14 protein-coding genes are annotated in these 13,884 nt (G+C 59.3%); 5 read left to right on the top strand and 9 right to left on the bottom strand.

Annotation, left to right across the window (positions count from 1 at the left end):
* Window positions 1–148 precede the first annotated feature (148 nt).
* Window positions 149–1,087: an AEC family transporter gene (locus IE123_RS12180; RefSeq protein WP_189518554.1), complete on the top strand. Its 939-nt coding sequence runs from the start codon at window positions 149–151 to the stop codon at window positions 1,085–1,087.
* Here the strand turns inward: IE123_RS12180 and IE123_RS12175 are convergent, their stop codons facing one another.
* The 6 genes from IE123_RS12175 to IE123_RS12150 all read right to left on the bottom strand — a co-directional run bounded on the left by IE123_RS12175 (window position 1,088) and on the right by IE123_RS12150 (window position 5,080).
* Entirely contained in the window at window positions 1,088–2,080 is a 993-nt protein-coding gene (locus IE123_RS12175) for an adenosine deaminase (RefSeq protein WP_189518552.1), read from the bottom strand.
* A 199-nt stretch (window positions 2,081–2,279) separates the two neighbouring features.
* Entirely contained in the window at window positions 2,280–2,558 is a 279-nt protein-coding gene (locus tag IE123_RS12170; protein ID WP_189518550.1) for a peptidylprolyl isomerase, read from the bottom strand.
* A gap of 148 nt (window positions 2,559–2,706) precedes the next feature.
* Window positions 2,707–2,886, bottom strand: a complete 180-nt coding sequence (locus IE123_RS12165) for a CsbD family protein (protein ID WP_189518548.1) — start codon at window positions 2,884–2,886, stop codon at window positions 2,707–2,709.
* A gap of 155 nt (window positions 2,887–3,041) precedes the next feature.
* Complete coding sequence (locus tag IE123_RS12160; protein ID WP_189518546.1) at window positions 3,042–3,212, bottom strand: CsbD family protein; 171 nt, start codon at window positions 3,210–3,212, stop codon at window positions 3,042–3,044.
* A gap of 168 nt (window positions 3,213–3,380) precedes the next feature.
* A complete protein-coding gene (locus IE123_RS12155) occupies window positions 3,381–3,695 on the bottom strand; it encodes a glutaredoxin family protein (RefSeq protein WP_189518544.1) in 315 nt (104 codons plus the stop codon).
* 35 nt (window positions 3,696–3,730) lie between these two features.
* A complete protein-coding gene (locus tag IE123_RS12150) occupies window positions 3,731–5,080 on the bottom strand; it encodes a hypothetical protein (protein ID WP_189518542.1) in 1,350 nt (449 codons plus the stop codon).
* Between the two features lie 203 nt (window positions 5,081–5,283).
* On the opposite strand from IE123_RS12150, the gene IE123_RS12145 reads away from it, so the two are divergent.
* The 4 genes from IE123_RS12145 to IE123_RS12130 all read left to right on the top strand — a co-directional run bounded on the left by IE123_RS12145 (window position 5,284) and on the right by IE123_RS12130 (window position 7,631).
* On the top strand, window positions 5,284–6,327 hold the full coding sequence (locus tag IE123_RS12145) for a YihY/virulence factor BrkB family protein (protein WP_189518540.1): 1,044 nt from the start codon (window positions 5,284–5,286) through the stop codon (window positions 6,325–6,327).
* 106 nt (window positions 6,328–6,433) lie between these two features.
* Window positions 6,434–6,652: a hypervirulence associated TUDOR domain-containing protein gene (locus tag IE123_RS12140; protein ID WP_189518538.1), complete on the top strand. Its 219-nt coding sequence runs from the start codon at window positions 6,434–6,436 to the stop codon at window positions 6,650–6,652.
* Between the two features lie 52 nt (window positions 6,653–6,704).
* Window positions 6,705–7,040, top strand: a complete 336-nt coding sequence (locus tag IE123_RS12135; protein WP_189518536.1) for a DUF3140 domain-containing protein — start codon at window positions 6,705–6,707, stop codon at window positions 7,038–7,040.
* Between the two features lie 84 nt (window positions 7,041–7,124).
* Window positions 7,125–7,631: a PRC-barrel domain containing protein gene (locus IE123_RS12130; protein WP_189518534.1), complete on the top strand. Its 507-nt coding sequence runs from the start codon at window positions 7,125–7,127 to the stop codon at window positions 7,629–7,631.
* 43 nt (window positions 7,632–7,674) lie between these two features.
* On the opposite strand, the gene IE123_RS12125 is transcribed toward IE123_RS12130, so the two are convergent.
* The 3 genes from IE123_RS12125 to treS all read right to left on the bottom strand — a co-directional run bounded on the left by IE123_RS12125 (window position 7,675) and on the right by treS (window position 13,758).
* Window positions 7,675–7,869, bottom strand: a complete 195-nt coding sequence (locus tag IE123_RS12125) for a hypothetical protein (protein ID WP_189518532.1) — start codon at window positions 7,867–7,869, stop codon at window positions 7,675–7,677.
* Between the two features lie 188 nt (window positions 7,870–8,057).
* Window positions 8,058–10,295, bottom strand: a complete 2,238-nt coding sequence (glgB, locus tag IE123_RS12120) for a 1,4-alpha-glucan branching protein GlgB (protein ID WP_189518530.1) — start codon at window positions 10,293–10,295, stop codon at window positions 8,058–8,060.
* Window positions 10,279–13,758, bottom strand: a complete 3,480-nt coding sequence (treS, locus tag IE123_RS12115; RefSeq protein ID WP_229819739.1) for a maltose alpha-D-glucosyltransferase — start codon at window positions 13,756–13,758, stop codon at window positions 10,279–10,281. Before treS ends, glgB begins: the two co-directional genes overlap by 17 nt.
* Window positions 13,759–13,884 lie beyond the last annotated feature (126 nt).

The following is a 13,884-nucleotide window of genomic DNA, read 5'->3' as shown; positions in this document are numbered from 1 at the left end:
AAGAGGAAGCGGTGACCATGATATCAGTGTGCCGCGCCCATCGTCCCGGTGCCCTCATGCGCTACGCTTTTCATCCGGTGGCCTGAACACCCCTTTTTCTGCCTGTCCCGCCATGTTGCGGGCCAGACATTCGTGTGGAGCATTCCCTGTGCTGGACGTACTCGCCATTACCACCCCCATCTTTTTATTGATCGCGCTGGGGTATGTGGCCGTCATGGGAGGCGTGGTCACCCGGGAACATGTCCAGGGCATCGGGCGACTGGTGGTCAATTTTGCCCTGCCGGCCCTGATTGTGCGCTCGCTGAGCCAGCATCCCCTGCCCGAGATGTTCAACGCCCATTATCTGCTGGCCTACGGCCTGGGTTCACTGGCGATGCTGGCCTTCGGGCTGGCGCTGGCACGATTTCAGCGCAGGCAACTCACGCACGGTGCCATCATGGCCATGGGCATGGGCACTGCCAACAGTGGCTTTATCGGCTATCCGATCGCGGCCATGGTGATTGGCCCGAAGGCCGGCATTGCGCTGGCGCTGTGCATGCTGATCGAGAACATGGTGATGATTCCGTTGAGTCTGGCGCTGGCCGAGGCCGGACGTCAGCAGGGGCTGTCCGTGTCACGCACGATCATGACCACGCTACAGCGACTCGTTCGCAACCCGGTCATCCTGTCCATCATCGTGGGAGCGCTGATCTCGCTGTCCGGCATGGATATCCCGACACCGCTTTACAAGGCGCTCGACATGCTGGCCAATGCCTCGGCACCGGCAGCGCTATTCGTGATCGGGGGCACCCTTTACGGGCTCAAGGTACAGGGGATGTATCGTGATGTGGGACAGATCACGCTGGCCAAGCTGGTACTCCACCCGCTTTTGGTGTTGCTGGGCTTTCAGCTATTTCCCGTGGCGGATACGACGCTGATGATGGGGGCACTGATCATTGCCAGCGCCCCCATGTTGAGCATCTATCCCATCTTTGGCGTGCGCTTTTCAATGGATGGCCTGTGCGCCGCCGCACTGCTGGCGGCGTCAGTTGTTTCCTTTTTTACCATCAGTACGGTGCTGTGGCTGCTGCCATCCTCAGGCGCCTGATCAGCAGGCGGCCACCTGTGCCAGCAGCTGCTCGCGGCGTGATTCGCTCATGAAGGCCGCTTCAATGGCATTACGCGCCAGGCTGCGGAAGGCGTCTTCATCCCAGCCGAAGGCCTCATGACAGGCCACGAAATTGTTGAGCATGCCGCCGCCAAAATAGGCCGGATCATCGGAGTTGAGCGTTACGCACAGGCCATGGTCGAGCATCGCCGGCAGCGTATGGTCTTCAAGGCGTTCGAACACCTTGAGGTAGACGTTGGACAGCGGGCAGACGGTCAGCGGAATCTGCTCGTTGGCCAGACGCGCTACCAATGCCTCGTCTTCGACACAGCGCACACCGTGGTCGATGCGACAGACATCCAGCACATCCAGCGCCCCGCTGATATAGGCAGCAGGCCCTTCTTCGCCGGCGTGCGCCAGGCGGGCAATACCCAGAGTGCGGGCGCGCTCGAATACGGCAGCAAACTTCTCCGGCGGGTTGCCCAGCTCGGCACTGTCCAGACCCACGGCGTCAATCTGCTCATACCAGGGCGCGGCCTGCTCCAGCACATCCATCGCCTCTTCGGTGCTGCGATCGCGCAGGAAACTCATGATCAGGGCCGTCGACATCCCGAAGCGGCGCTCAGCCTCTTCGCGCGCCTGTCCCAGCCCTGCAAACAGGGTACGCATGGCCACACCGCGTGACAGGTGCGGCTGCGGATCAAAGGACAGCTCGATATGCACCACACCGTCCTGATGGGCCCGCTCGAAATAGGCCATCGCCAGATCATAAAAATCCTGCTCGGTATACAGGACGTTCATGCCCTGATAATAGAGATCGAGAAAGGATTGCAGATTGGTGAAGTTATAGGCCGCTCGTACCTCTTCGATGGAGGCATAGGGGAGCGCAACATCGTTTCTGGCGGCCAGCTCGAACATGAGCTCGGGTTCCAGCGTGCCCTCGATATGCAGGTGCAGTTCCGCCTTGGGCAGCGTTTGTAGCCAGTCTTTCATGAGCACTTCCTCACAGTCCTGCAGTCAATCAGCACCAAAGTGCCAGATGATTCATCAAATAACACGACAACGGTCGTTTCAGAGCAGGCAGGATAAACCAGCAGGCTCGTAGTGTCGCCCGTCAGGGTGCCCATGTGTTCGCAGGCACAAAAAAGGGCTGCCCATGATGGACAGCCCTGATACCGGAACCATGCGCCAATCAGCTGCGGCTGGTCACTTCCAGCAGATGGTAGCCAAACTGGGTCTTGACCGGACCATGGACCTTGTTGAGGTCGCCGGTAAAGACGACTTCATCAAATTCACGCACCATCTGGCCGCGACCGAAGGTGCCCAGATCGCCACCCTGACGGCCGCTGGGGCACTTTGAGTGCTCGCGTGCGACATCGGCAAAATCCCTGCCCTGCTCGATTTCGCTTTTGAGTGCTTCGCACTCGGCTTCACTGTTGACCAGAATATGACGTGCACTTGCCTGGGCCATGACTTGAGCTCCTGAAATAAAACCATGATTGTACGATGGCCTGGCCGGCCACAATAGTTACCGTTACGCCATAGGCTCGAAAAAATGGCAAAAAGGAGAAGGGCCGCTCATTGAGCGGCCCTTCCATTAACCTTTGTGGTGCAGGGAATTACTTCTTGAAGGCATCCTTGACGTCACCCTTGGCAGATTTGACGCTGCCCTTGGACTGCTGCGTCTTGCCCTCGGCTTCGGTCCCATGGTCGTCGGTTACCTTGCCTACCGCTTCCTTGACCTTGCCTTTTGCCTTGTCGAGCGCGCCTTCACCCTTATCGGTATTGGAATTTTTCATGATGAATACCTCCGTGTAAAAAATATGATGATGTCTTCGTTGAACACCATCCGCGCATCCGGGATGCACATGTTCAGTGTAGTCGGTGATGCCACGTTGCCAATGCCGTCATTGTCTCGCGACAGCGTCAGCACAGCTGGCAGGTCGGCCTCGTGTCAGGCCTTGCGATCGCTGTCGGTGTTGGACTTTTGCTCGCCCTTGGCCAGATCCTTTTCACCCTTTTCGATCTGATCCTTGTCGCCTGCAGCCTTGCCGGTTTCCTTCTGGATCTTGCCGCCAAGCTTGTCGATCAGACCTTCTGCCTTGCCGCCTTTTGACTCTGACATGCCAACCTCCTGTTCTGCATGATGGTCCCGACGTGTCCGGATACTGCGTTGCCCATATGTCGGCACCTTTTTACAGCATAGACGCCATCCGTCCGTCGTCAGCCATCATTTTGTGAACGATTGTGAATGACTGCCCTGTTTCAAGGCACCCATGCTGATAACGGTATATCAGGCGAAACGCTGGCGCAGCCAGGCCACGATATCGGCAGATTCATACATCCAGTGGGTTTCACCCGTCTCCTGCGTAATGCGCAGGCACGGCACCATGGTACGGCCGCCGCCTTCTCGCAGCTCATCACGCGCTGCCGGATCCTCACGCGTATTGCGAAGCTCGATATTGAGCGACAGCCGCTCGATTTCATGCAGCACACGACGACAAAAGGGGCAGCTTTCATACTCGTAAAGGGCCAGCGACTGACACTGACGATCCACCTCGGCCTGCTCCTCGGGCGTTCGGGCTGTCTGATCGGTATTGTCCTGCATTGCATTCTCCCTGACGTCAATAAGGCATGACGCCTTCAGGGTGTGGACTCTTCGATATCCACAATCCCTGAACGGCTCATGTTGATCTTCCAGCGTTGAACGGTCGTTTTCTGGGAACCGCGGATGCCTCGCGCCACCAGATTGAGCTGATAGCGTCGCTCGACCATCTCACGGCTTACCTCACCATCCACCAACTGATAGACATGATGATGGCTGTCTTCCAGTAGATTCGCGATCATGGAAAGATCGAGCATCATGATTTCACGGGTCTCTTCATACCCGCTGAGAAACCGGGTCGGCAGCATTCTTGATCGACTCCGGTACTGCAGGATGACCTCTTCGCGCTGGGTCACACCGCCGCCGCGCGTCGCGCGAATCTCGTCATCGAGTCGCTTGAAGCGCACATAGTCGAGCCACTCGCGTTGCTGACCGACCATCTCGTTGCTGTGTACATCAAAATACTGGCGCATCCATTTGGGCCGGCCCCGGCGCAGCCAGCGCCACAGCGTATTGCGTAAATCCTCCTTGAAGACCTCACGCATGGCGTACAAAAGCGCCAGTATCAGGACAAACCGCAGGGTGAGATCGCCCACAAGATTGCGCGCCTCAAGCATCATCACCGAGATCACCAGCATTACCACGCCGGTCGCCAGCGCCTTGACGCCCCGCTCCTCCCAGGCCCCCAGCTCGCGTGTTTTCTGCTTGAGCGTGACCGGATATTCAATCAAACGGCGCAGCAGGCGCATCTTGTTGGAAATACGCGACGGGCTCTGAGCGGCGCGACTTGAGTTGTACTGATGCTCGTCACGGTAGCGGTTCTCAAACTGACAGATTTCCAGCAGCGAGGCGCGCGCGAAGGCCTGTGACTCGTCGGCTTCGGGCAATCCGGCGATCAGCTTTAAAAGCCGCTGCTCGGTAATCCAGGACAGGTAATTGTCGATATTGATGAAGTACTTGAGCTGGCTGTCATCAGCGGGCCGATTGCGCCGCATGCGCTTGGGCACGTTACGCGCCAGCTCGACGATCTCCTCGAGCGCCTCCACGGTGACCCGGTCGCTATCGCCTTCAAGTGGTGCAATCAAACGCTCAAGGGCGATCACATACTGATAGGCATAAAGACTCAGGCTCAGGCGATAACGCTCGGGCGACTGCCGGTCGCGCCGCGCCAGACGACTATGGGCCAGCGGCAAATGGCGCTGGTTGCTGTAGTAGGTGCGCTTTAAATGAATGGCGTTGTGATAAAAGCTCCCCTCCGAGACGACATTGCGATGAAGATCGATCTCTGCGGGCACGAACAGATACAGGTCCAGCCCATGCTCGGTCGCCTCCCTGAGCACGCGCGAGATCTTGATGTTGAAACCTTCCCTGCGCTCTACACTGACCAAGAACATAACCCTTGAAGCATGACGTGATGGCGAACCGGCGTTTCTGACGCATGTACTTTCACGCGTCGCGACCTGGTACGAATCTCAATAATGGCATTATTGCCACTACACTGGGAGACGGCACCCACAGGGTATTTCATTTATACGCCAGGCACCCGAATGCATGACGCATCGGCCTGTATCGTTCAACCGGGGAAAACAATATGCAGGACACCACCGACAAGCATCACGGCAAGGGCCGGGGGCATGATTCCAGGTCGCCGTTTGCCATGCCGGGGCGCGGCTGGAAGGATACGATCCTGCGCGTCAAGCGACAGGTAGAGGCCAACCACGCCACCCTGATTGCCGCCAGCATTGCCTTTTATGCCTTCCTGGGGATTTTTCCGGCCATTGCTGCCTTCATTTCGATCTGGGGTCTGGCCTTTGACCCGCAACAGGTGCAGGGCCAGATCGAAATGCTCAGCAGCGTTTTGCCCGAAGATGCCGCCAGCATCATTCGACAGCAGGCCCTGTCGGTCAACAGCAGTGCCGGTACCGGCATGAGCATTACTGCCGTGGCGGGTCTTGTGTTCACGGTCTACAGCGCCTCCAAGGGCATGCGCGGACTGATGGCCGGATTGAACATCATCTATGGGGAACAGGAAGAGCGTGGTCTGATCAAGCTTACCCTGATGACCTGGTTTCTGACTGGCGCCATGATGCTGATGACCATTCTGACCCTGGGCACCATTGCCGTTCTGCCACCGGTAATCGCTTATCTGCCCTTTGGCGATACCCTGGCCGCCCTTTTGACCTATATCCGCTGGCCGATCCTGCTGTTGCTGGTCATCAGCGCCATCACCATTCTTTACCGCTATGGGCCTGACCGGGCGCCCTCAAGGGTCAGCTGGCTCAGTGTGGGTTCTGTCACGGCGACCCTGCTCTGGGCGCTGGGCTCGATCGGCTTTTCCATCTACGTGCGCAACTTCAGCAACTACAACCAGACCTACGGCACCATTGGTGCGGTCATGGTGCTGTTGCTGTGGTTCTGGCTATCGGCCTTTATCGTGCTGCTGGGCGCAGCGCTCAATTGCGAACTCGAGCGCCAGACCAGTGAAGACACGACCACCGGCAAGCCGCAGCCGATGGGCAAGCGTGGCGCCTGGGCGGCTGATACCGTGGCACGCGATGACAAGGATATCGGCCAGAACGCCTTCACCGATGCCAGCAGCGTGCCCAGCAACAGCAGCAGCGACCGCACGGGCTAAAGCCTGTACCACCCGCCCGGCGCAGTAGAGGTCATGCAGCCGGGCCGAAGGTTTACGACAGCATGAATCATGCATACACCAACATGAATCGACAGGGAGCGTCGTCATGAGTGAACACTACCGCCAGCGTCAACGCGTAAAGTGGAAATGGGGTGAACACTGGGCAGAAGGCAAGGTAACGCGCAAATATACTGACAGGGTGACCCGGCGCATCAAGGGCAGCGATGTGACACGCAACGCTACCGAAGAAGAGCCGGCCTACATGATCAAGCAGGATGACGGCGATCGCGTGCTCAAGCTGCACAAGGAACTGCGCAAGGCCTGAGCCATTGCCACGCCAGCAACGTTTTATTCAATCGTGTCAGGGAGGACACACCATGAGTGATGATAACGAAACGATCTATCAGGACTTCAAGGAGAGCGTCAACATGGCGCCGAAGGAGCTTGAAGAGTGGCTGGAAAGCGATGAGTCAAAATCGGTGGGCGACAGCAGCGGCGGAGAATCCACTGGTCATCAATCTGGACGGCGTATCGTCGAGATCAAGAGAAAGCGCAAGGCAGACCTTGATGACGACGACTACCGCCACATGAAAAAGGTCAATCAGTATGTGGCACGCCACCTGGGCCAGCCGCCGCAGAAAGAAGACAGGAAGACCTCACGCTGGCGCTACTCCCTGATGAACTGGGGCCATGACCCACTCAAATCGTCGTAAATATTTAATTGAAACTGAAGGAGCAGGCATGCCCGCTCGGCGGGTGCCATGATTTTCGAGAAACATGACACAAGGATGACACTCATGCGATATCGCTCCCTTCTTGCCGGCGCCATCATGATGAGCGCCGCTGCTGTTGCTCAGGCAGACCAGCCTGCTACTCAGGGACTTTATTCCGCCGACAGACTGATGGATGCCGATGTGCGCCTTCAGGGCAACAACGAGACCATCGGTGAAGTCGAGGATCTGCTGTTTGGCGATGACATGACGCTGCAAGCCATCGTGATCGAAACCGACAACGACAGTTTTGATCCCCAGGATCATGGCTATGTCATCCAGCGTGGTGACTTTACGGTAGATACCAGCAATGACACCGATCTGGACGAGATCGAGTACAGCGTCATCGTCAATCTTGACCGCGAAGCGCTCAAGCAGCAGCCCACGTGGAGCAATGACTGGTGGCAGAACGCCCGTCAGCAGGCGTCACAGACATGGCAAAAGACCAGCAACGCCGCCAGCAGCGCCTGGCAGGATACTCGCCAGGCCACGTCAAGCCTGCTGCAGCGTGCCGGTGAGGCACTGGAAAACTGATTGGCCTGTAAGGTCAGCCACCCTGGAAAACCAGGCGTTCCGGTCAGCCATTGAAACTGCGCGCCGGGTCGCCTGAAACACCCGGACAATGCCCGTCATGGTGCTCGCACCAGGCGGGCATATTGTTGCCTCGATCAGGTGTCAGCGTATCACCGCCGATCAGCACAAGGATGGCCAGCAGTATGACCAGTATGAAAACGGCAATTTCACCGAGGGGGTAATGTCGATGATGGCGCATGGCGACCTCCCGTCTCATGGACCGGAAACAGCCACCAGCGGCTGACACTACAAGGCGGCTGCCCCTGCCTATATAAGGCTACTCCTATATTAAAGAAGTTTTAATACCGAGCCGCGATGCACGTTTTGTCGCACATGGCGTAGCGGGACTACGCACTTCGCCCCCTACGCCATGTGATGGTTGCCTACTCAATCCAGAGCAGTACGCCCGGGCTTGAGGATAACGGCCCCCAGCGGCGGCAGATGCAGTGACAGCGTAAACGGGTGGCCATGACTCTGACGTGCCTCGCTCTCGCGGCCACCATCATTGCCGGTGCCGGTCCCGCCATAGATCTGAGCATTGCTGTTGAAGCACTCCTGCCAATAGCCTGCCATGGGCACACCTACCCCGTAATCCGACAGCACCTGCGGCGTGAGATTGATGACCACCAGTACGGGCTGACCATCACGGCTCCAGCGCAGCCATGCCAGCACGCTGTTATGGGCGTCATCACCCACTACCCACTCAAACCCCTCGGGGACACAGTCCTGCTCATGCAGGGCCGGCTCATGGGTATAGATGCCGTTGAGATCACGTACCAGGTGCTGAATGCCCTGATTTTCGGCATTTTCCAGCAAAAACCAGTCCAGCTCGCGGTCGTGACTCCACTCGCGAAACTGTGCCAGCTCACAGCCCATGAACAGCAGCTTCTTGCCCGGATGGGTCCACATCAGGGCCAGGCACGCGCGCAGGTTGGCAAACTGCTGCCAGCGATCCCCGGGCATCTTGTTGATCAGTGAGCCCTTGCCGTGCACCACCTCATCGTGGGAGATCGGCAACATGAAGTTTTCGGAGAACGCATACACCAGCGAGAAGGTCAGCTCGCCATGGTGGTAGCTGCGATACAGCGGATCCTCGCTCATGTAATTGAGCGTGTCGTGCATCCAGCCCATGTTCCACTTGTAGGCAAACCCGAGCCCGCCCTCTGCGACCGGGCGGCTGACACCGGGCCACGCCGTGGACTCCTCGGCAATCATGACGGCCCCGGGCGCTTCTTCGCCGACCACCTCGTTGAGATGGGTCAGAAAATCGATCGCCTCCAGATTTTCCTGACCGCCGTGGCGATTGGGAATCCACTCGCCTTCCTGGCGCGAGTAGTTGCGATAGAGCATCGAGGCCACCGCATCCACACGCAGGGCATCCACGTGGAAGTGCTTGAGCCAGTAAAGGGCTGACGCCAGCATGAAGCCGTGCACCTCGTGGCGCCCCAGGTTGTAGATGTAGGTGTTCCAGTCCTGATGGAACCCTTCGCGCGGATCCTGGTACTCATACAGCGCCGTGCCGTCAAAGCGGGCCAGCCCGTGCGGATCCGTCGGGAAGTGGGCGGGCACCCAGTCGAGAATGACGCCAATACCGGCCTGGTGACAGGCATCGACAAAGGCCGCGAACTCCTGCGGCTTGCCAAACCGACCGCTGGGCGCGAACTGCGACAGCGGCTGATAGCCCCAGGAACCGCCAAAGGGATGCTCCATGATTGGCAGCAGCTCGATATGGGTAAAGCCCATCTCCTGAACATAGGGGATCAGCCAGCGTGCCAGATCATTCCAGCTGTAGAGCTCACCCTCGTCACCCCCATGGCGCCGCCATGACGCGGCGTGCACCTCATAGACCGAGATGGGCGCATCAGCTGCGTGACGTGCGGCACGCCTGGCCATCCACTCCTGATCCTGCCACTCATGCTCCAGCGGCGCGGCCACGACCGAACCGGTCTCGGGGGGCGACTGGGTCGCCCGTGCCACCGGGTCAGCCTTGAGCGGCAAAAGCCCTGACTGCCCCAGAATCTCGTATTTATAGACCGCACCTTCGGGCAGGCCTGGAATGAAGATCTCCCAGACGCCGGTGGGCTGGCGCAAACGCATCGGATAGCGCCGCCCGTCCCACTGGCAAAACTCGCCGACCACCGACACGCGTCGGGCGTTGGGGGCCCAGACGGCGAAGCGCACACCTTCCACGCCATCCACCGTCATCATCTGCGCGCCGAGACAGGTGCCCAGCTCGCGGTGATTGCCCTCGCCGATCAGATAAAGATCCAGCTCGCCCAGCAGCGGCCCGAAGGCGTAAGGGTCCTCGACGATCTCCTCACCGTGCGACCAGCGGATACGCAATCGATAGGGTACGAGCCGGTCAAGGCGACCCACGAAGAGATCCGGTACCTGTCCCGGCTGCAGACGCGTCAGGACGCGATCGCTGTCGCGCTCCAGCAGCTCCACGCCGATGGCGCGCGGTAAAAAAGCCCGCACGACCATCGCATGATCCACCTCATGCGGCCCCAGCACGGCAAAGGGATCGCCGTGCGAGCCCTCTACCAGCGCCTGAGCGGCGTCAGGGTGAAGCCGGGTACTGTCGATTGACGCGCTGTGAACGTCCTGTTTACTGCGAGTCGTCATGGTGACCCTCCCCTGATTGGGACATGTCATTGCCCGAGCGTGTGCTCAGTTCGTCAAAAAGTGCGACCAGACCCCGCATGGGAACCTTGAGCCAGGCCGGTCGATTGGCGGCCTCGTAGGCAATCTCGTAGGCGGCCTTTTCCAGCGTGAAGAGCGACAGTGCAGCGCTGGCACCATCCTCGAACTGCCACTGGTGGCCCACCTGATGGGTGGCCTGACGATAGGCCAGCAGGAAGGATTGGGTGACGCGCTGGCGATAGTCCACGATGACCTCCTGGCTGAGGGCATCATGGTCATGGGCCACATCGGCCTTGTAGGCATTGTCCAGTGCCATCGCCGAGGCATAGTCAAAGGAGCGCACCACACCTGCCACATCACGCAGCGGGCTGCTCTTCATGCGACGCTCGTCAAGTGAGCGGGCAGGCTCGCCTTCAAAGTCGATGATGTAGGCATCGTCATGCGACACCAGAATCTGCCCCAGATGCAGATCTCCATGAGTACGCGTGCAGAGACTGCCCTGGGCATGACGAGCAAACTCGTCGGCCATGTTCGAGAGCGTGTCGCGATTTTGCAGGAGCCATTCGGCCAGCTGCTGATCCTCTTCGCTGACGCTGCTCTTGTGGCTTTCCAGAATCGTCATGGCATGCTCAAGCTGCGTCCGTACGCTGTCGGCCCATTCACGCGTTCTGGCCTCATCGGCGACTTCAGGCGCGAAATCGGCTTCCGTCGTGTCCATGGCCAGCAGGGTATGCATTTCGCCCAGTCGCTGGCCCAGAAGCCCGGCAAAGCCGGTCAGGGTGGCCAGGGGATCATAGGCATCATGCTGGTCGGCCTGCGCCATTTCGCTGAAATCGCGAATGGCACGCTCAAGCGTATTGAGTGTCCACTCCCAGGCATCGCCCTGATTATCGATATAGCCCTGCAGTACCATCAGCACATGCGGCATGCCCTGATCATCAATCCGGGTGACTTCCCCCAGCATGGGGGCAATGTGCGTAAAGCCGCGCTCGGTCAGATAGCGTCCCATCTCTGCTTCGGGGTGAATACCGCTTTCGATGCGGCGAATCAGCTTGAGCACCATCCGGTCATTGATGATCACGGAGCTGTTGGACTGCTCGGCACTGAGATAGCGCATCTCGGCGTCCTCGGGCACCATCTCCATCTCGCTCAAAAGCGATGTGGATCTGAAATGCAGCTCACCCGGACGCGGAGCATCGGCATCGGTGTCCATCGCACCATGGGTCAGATCCAGCACCTGCCCTGCGCGCAGCGCCTGCACGACCGCCAGGGGGAAGCCCGGCATCGCAAAGGCGTCGGTCAAAAGCCCCACTTCCCGACCGCGGCGGATGCGTGCCATGGCCAGCTGCTGCGGCAGTAACGCACTGTCTTCTTCGCCGATCATCCCCAGCGGCAGCACATAACGCTCGGGAGATGCGTTTTCTGCCCCCTCCTGACGGCAATGCACCTCGATCTCGCCAAGCAGGATTGTGGAAGAGCTCGATGCGTGCTCATTGGCGGCTGCGCCGTCCAGACCAACCGCCCAGGCAAACCTGATCTGATCGATGGTGCTGTTCTTGGCGGCAAACCAGCGCCTGCGCGGCAGATACTGCGGCAGGATGTCGTGCTCCAGCGAATGACGTGCCCGTCCGGTGCCGATCTCCTCCAGGCGCTGCTTGATCACCAGGGTCAACAGGTCCGGCATCATCTCCTGACTCGGCGAATGCCAGTGCGGCAGGGTGGCTGCCGGTGCCAGCAGGAACCAGTAAAAGCCGTAGGGCGGCAGGGTCAGCAGATAACTGAGCTGCCCGATCGGCGGGAAGCTGCTGCCCCCGAGCATTTCCACCGGCACATGGCCTTCCCAGCTCGACAGATCCAGCTCCACGGCCTGCGCCGAGCGCGACACGTTGGCCACGCAGAGAATCGTATCCACCTGACCGGTGTCTTCATGCGTGTACTCACGCACATAGGCCAGAATGCGTCGATTGGAGGGGTACAAGAGCTTCATCACGCCGCGGCCAAAGGCCTTTTGCTGGCCACGCACCGCCAGCATGCGACGCATCCAGTTGAGCAGCGAATGCGGGTCGCGGGTCTGCGCTTCAACGTTGATGGTCTGAAAGCCATACAGCGCGTCCATGATCGGCGGCAGCACCATGCTGGCCGGATCGGCACGCGAGAAGCCTCCATTGCGGTCCATCGACCACTGCATGGGTGTGCGCACGCCATCGCGATCACCCAGGTGGATGTTATCCCCCATGCCGATCTCGTCACCGTAATAGACCGTGGGCGTGCCCGGCATCGACAGCAGCAGGCTGTTGAGCAGCTCGATGCGGCGACGATCACGCTCCAGCAGCGGCCCCAGGCGGCGGCGAATGCCCAGATTGATGCGCGCACGTCGGTCGGAGGCGTAGTGGTTCCAGAGATAGTCACGCTCGCGGTCGGTCACCATCTCGAGCGTCAGCTCATCATGGTTACGCAGGAAGATTGCCCACTGACAGTTCTCGGGGATCTCCGGCGTCTGGCGCAGAATATCGGTAATGGGAAAGCGGTCTTCCTGGGCCAGCGACATGTACATGCGCGGCATCAGCGGGAAGTGAAACGCCATGTGGCACTCGTCCCCTTCACCGAAATAGGGACGCGTGTCCTCGGGCCACTGATTGGCCTCGGCCAGCAGCATGCGATCGGGGAAGTGCTCATCGATGACCGCACGAATGCGCTTGAGCACGTCATGGGTCTCGGGCAGGTTTTCGTTATTGGTGCCTTCACGCTCGACCAGATAGGGAATGGCATCCAGACGCAGGCCATCCACCCCCATCTCCAGCCAGTAGTGCATGACCTTCATGACCTCATCAAACACGACCGGGTTATCAAAGTTCAGATCGGGCTGGTGAGAATAGAACCGGTGCCAGAAGTACTGACCGGCCACCGGGTCCCAGGTCCAGTTGGAGGTCTCGGTGTCCAGAAAGATGATGCGGGTGCCGCTGTAATGGGTATCGCTGTCCGACCAGACATAAAAGTCGCGCTCGGGCGAGCCCTTGGGCGCGTGCCGGGCGCGCTGAAACCAGGGGTGCTGGTCAGAGGTGTGATTGATGACCAGCTCGGTAATGACGCGCAGCCCGCGGGCATGCGCCTCCTGGATAAACTTCTGCGCCTCGTCCAGCGTGCCGTAATCCGGGCTTACCGCGCAATATTCGGAAATATCGTAACCATCGTCACGACGGGGTGACGGATAAAACGGCAGCAGCCAGATCGTATTGACGCCCAGACCCGCTATGTAATCAAGACGCTCAATCAGACCCTGAAAATCACCGATACCGTCATTATTGGCATCGAAAAAGGATTTGACGTGCACCTGATAGATGACCGCATCCTTGTACCACAGCGGATCATTGATAAAGGCAGGCTCTCCCTCGCCGGCCGCCATGGCCTGCTGGGACGAACCGGATACATCGCTGGCATTCATCATGAGATTTTTCCCTCCTCGCCCCGACCAGGGTCGCGGGCGATATGTTGTGCCATGCCTGGCGGGAGACGCTGACATCACACGAGCCCGCGCAGGGGCATCGACTGTAATGTGCGCGTCCTCCCGCCG

It is taken from the genome of Kushneria pakistanensis (assembly GCF_014652795.1).
Taxonomy (GTDB): Bacteria; Pseudomonadota; Gammaproteobacteria; order Pseudomonadales; family Halomonadaceae; genus Kushneria; species Kushneria pakistanensis.
Note: the sequence above shows the minus strand (reverse complement) of the source record. Positions and strands in the feature narration are given on the sequence as shown.

Excerpts from the sequence above, each read along its gene's own strand:
- IE123_RS12175 (WP_189518552.1), bottom strand. The coding sequence starts at position 2,080 with ATGAAAGACTGGCTACAAACGCTGCCCAAGGCGGAACTGCACCTGCAT.
- IE123_RS12170 (WP_189518550.1), bottom strand. The coding sequence starts at position 2,558 with ATGGCCCAGGCAAGTGCACGTCATATTCTGGTCAACAGTGAAGCCGAG.
- IE123_RS12165 (WP_189518548.1), bottom strand. The coding sequence starts at position 2,886 with ATGAAAAATTCCAATACCGATAAGGGTGAAGGCGCGCTCGACAAGGCA.
- IE123_RS12160 (WP_189518546.1), bottom strand. The coding sequence starts at position 3,212 with ATGTCAGAGTCAAAAGGCGGCAAGGCAGAAGGTCTGATCGACAAGCTT.
- IE123_RS12155 (WP_189518544.1), bottom strand. The coding sequence starts at position 3,695 with ATGCAGGACAATACCGATCAGACAGCCCGAACGCCCGAGGAGCAGGCC.
- IE123_RS12145 (WP_189518540.1), top strand. The coding sequence starts at position 5,284 with ATGCAGGACACCACCGACAAGCATCACGGCAAGGGCCGGGGGCATGAT.
- IE123_RS12140 (WP_189518538.1), top strand. The coding sequence starts at position 6,434 with ATGAGTGAACACTACCGCCAGCGTCAACGCGTAAAGTGGAAATGGGGT.
- IE123_RS12135 (WP_189518536.1), top strand. The coding sequence starts at position 6,705 with ATGAGTGATGATAACGAAACGATCTATCAGGACTTCAAGGAGAGCGTC.
- IE123_RS12130 (WP_189518534.1), top strand. The coding sequence starts at position 7,125 with ATGCGATATCGCTCCCTTCTTGCCGGCGCCATCATGATGAGCGCCGCT.
- IE123_RS12125 (WP_189518532.1), bottom strand. The coding sequence starts at position 7,869 with ATGCGCCATCATCGACATTACCCCCTCGGTGAAATTGCCGTTTTCATA.
- glgB (WP_189518530.1), bottom strand. The coding sequence starts at position 10,295 with ATGACGACTCGCAGTAAACAGGACGTTCACAGCGCGTCAATCGACAGT.
- treS (WP_229819739.1), bottom strand. The coding sequence starts at position 13,758 with ATGATGAATGCCAGCGATGTATCCGGTTCGTCCCAGCAGGCCATGGCG.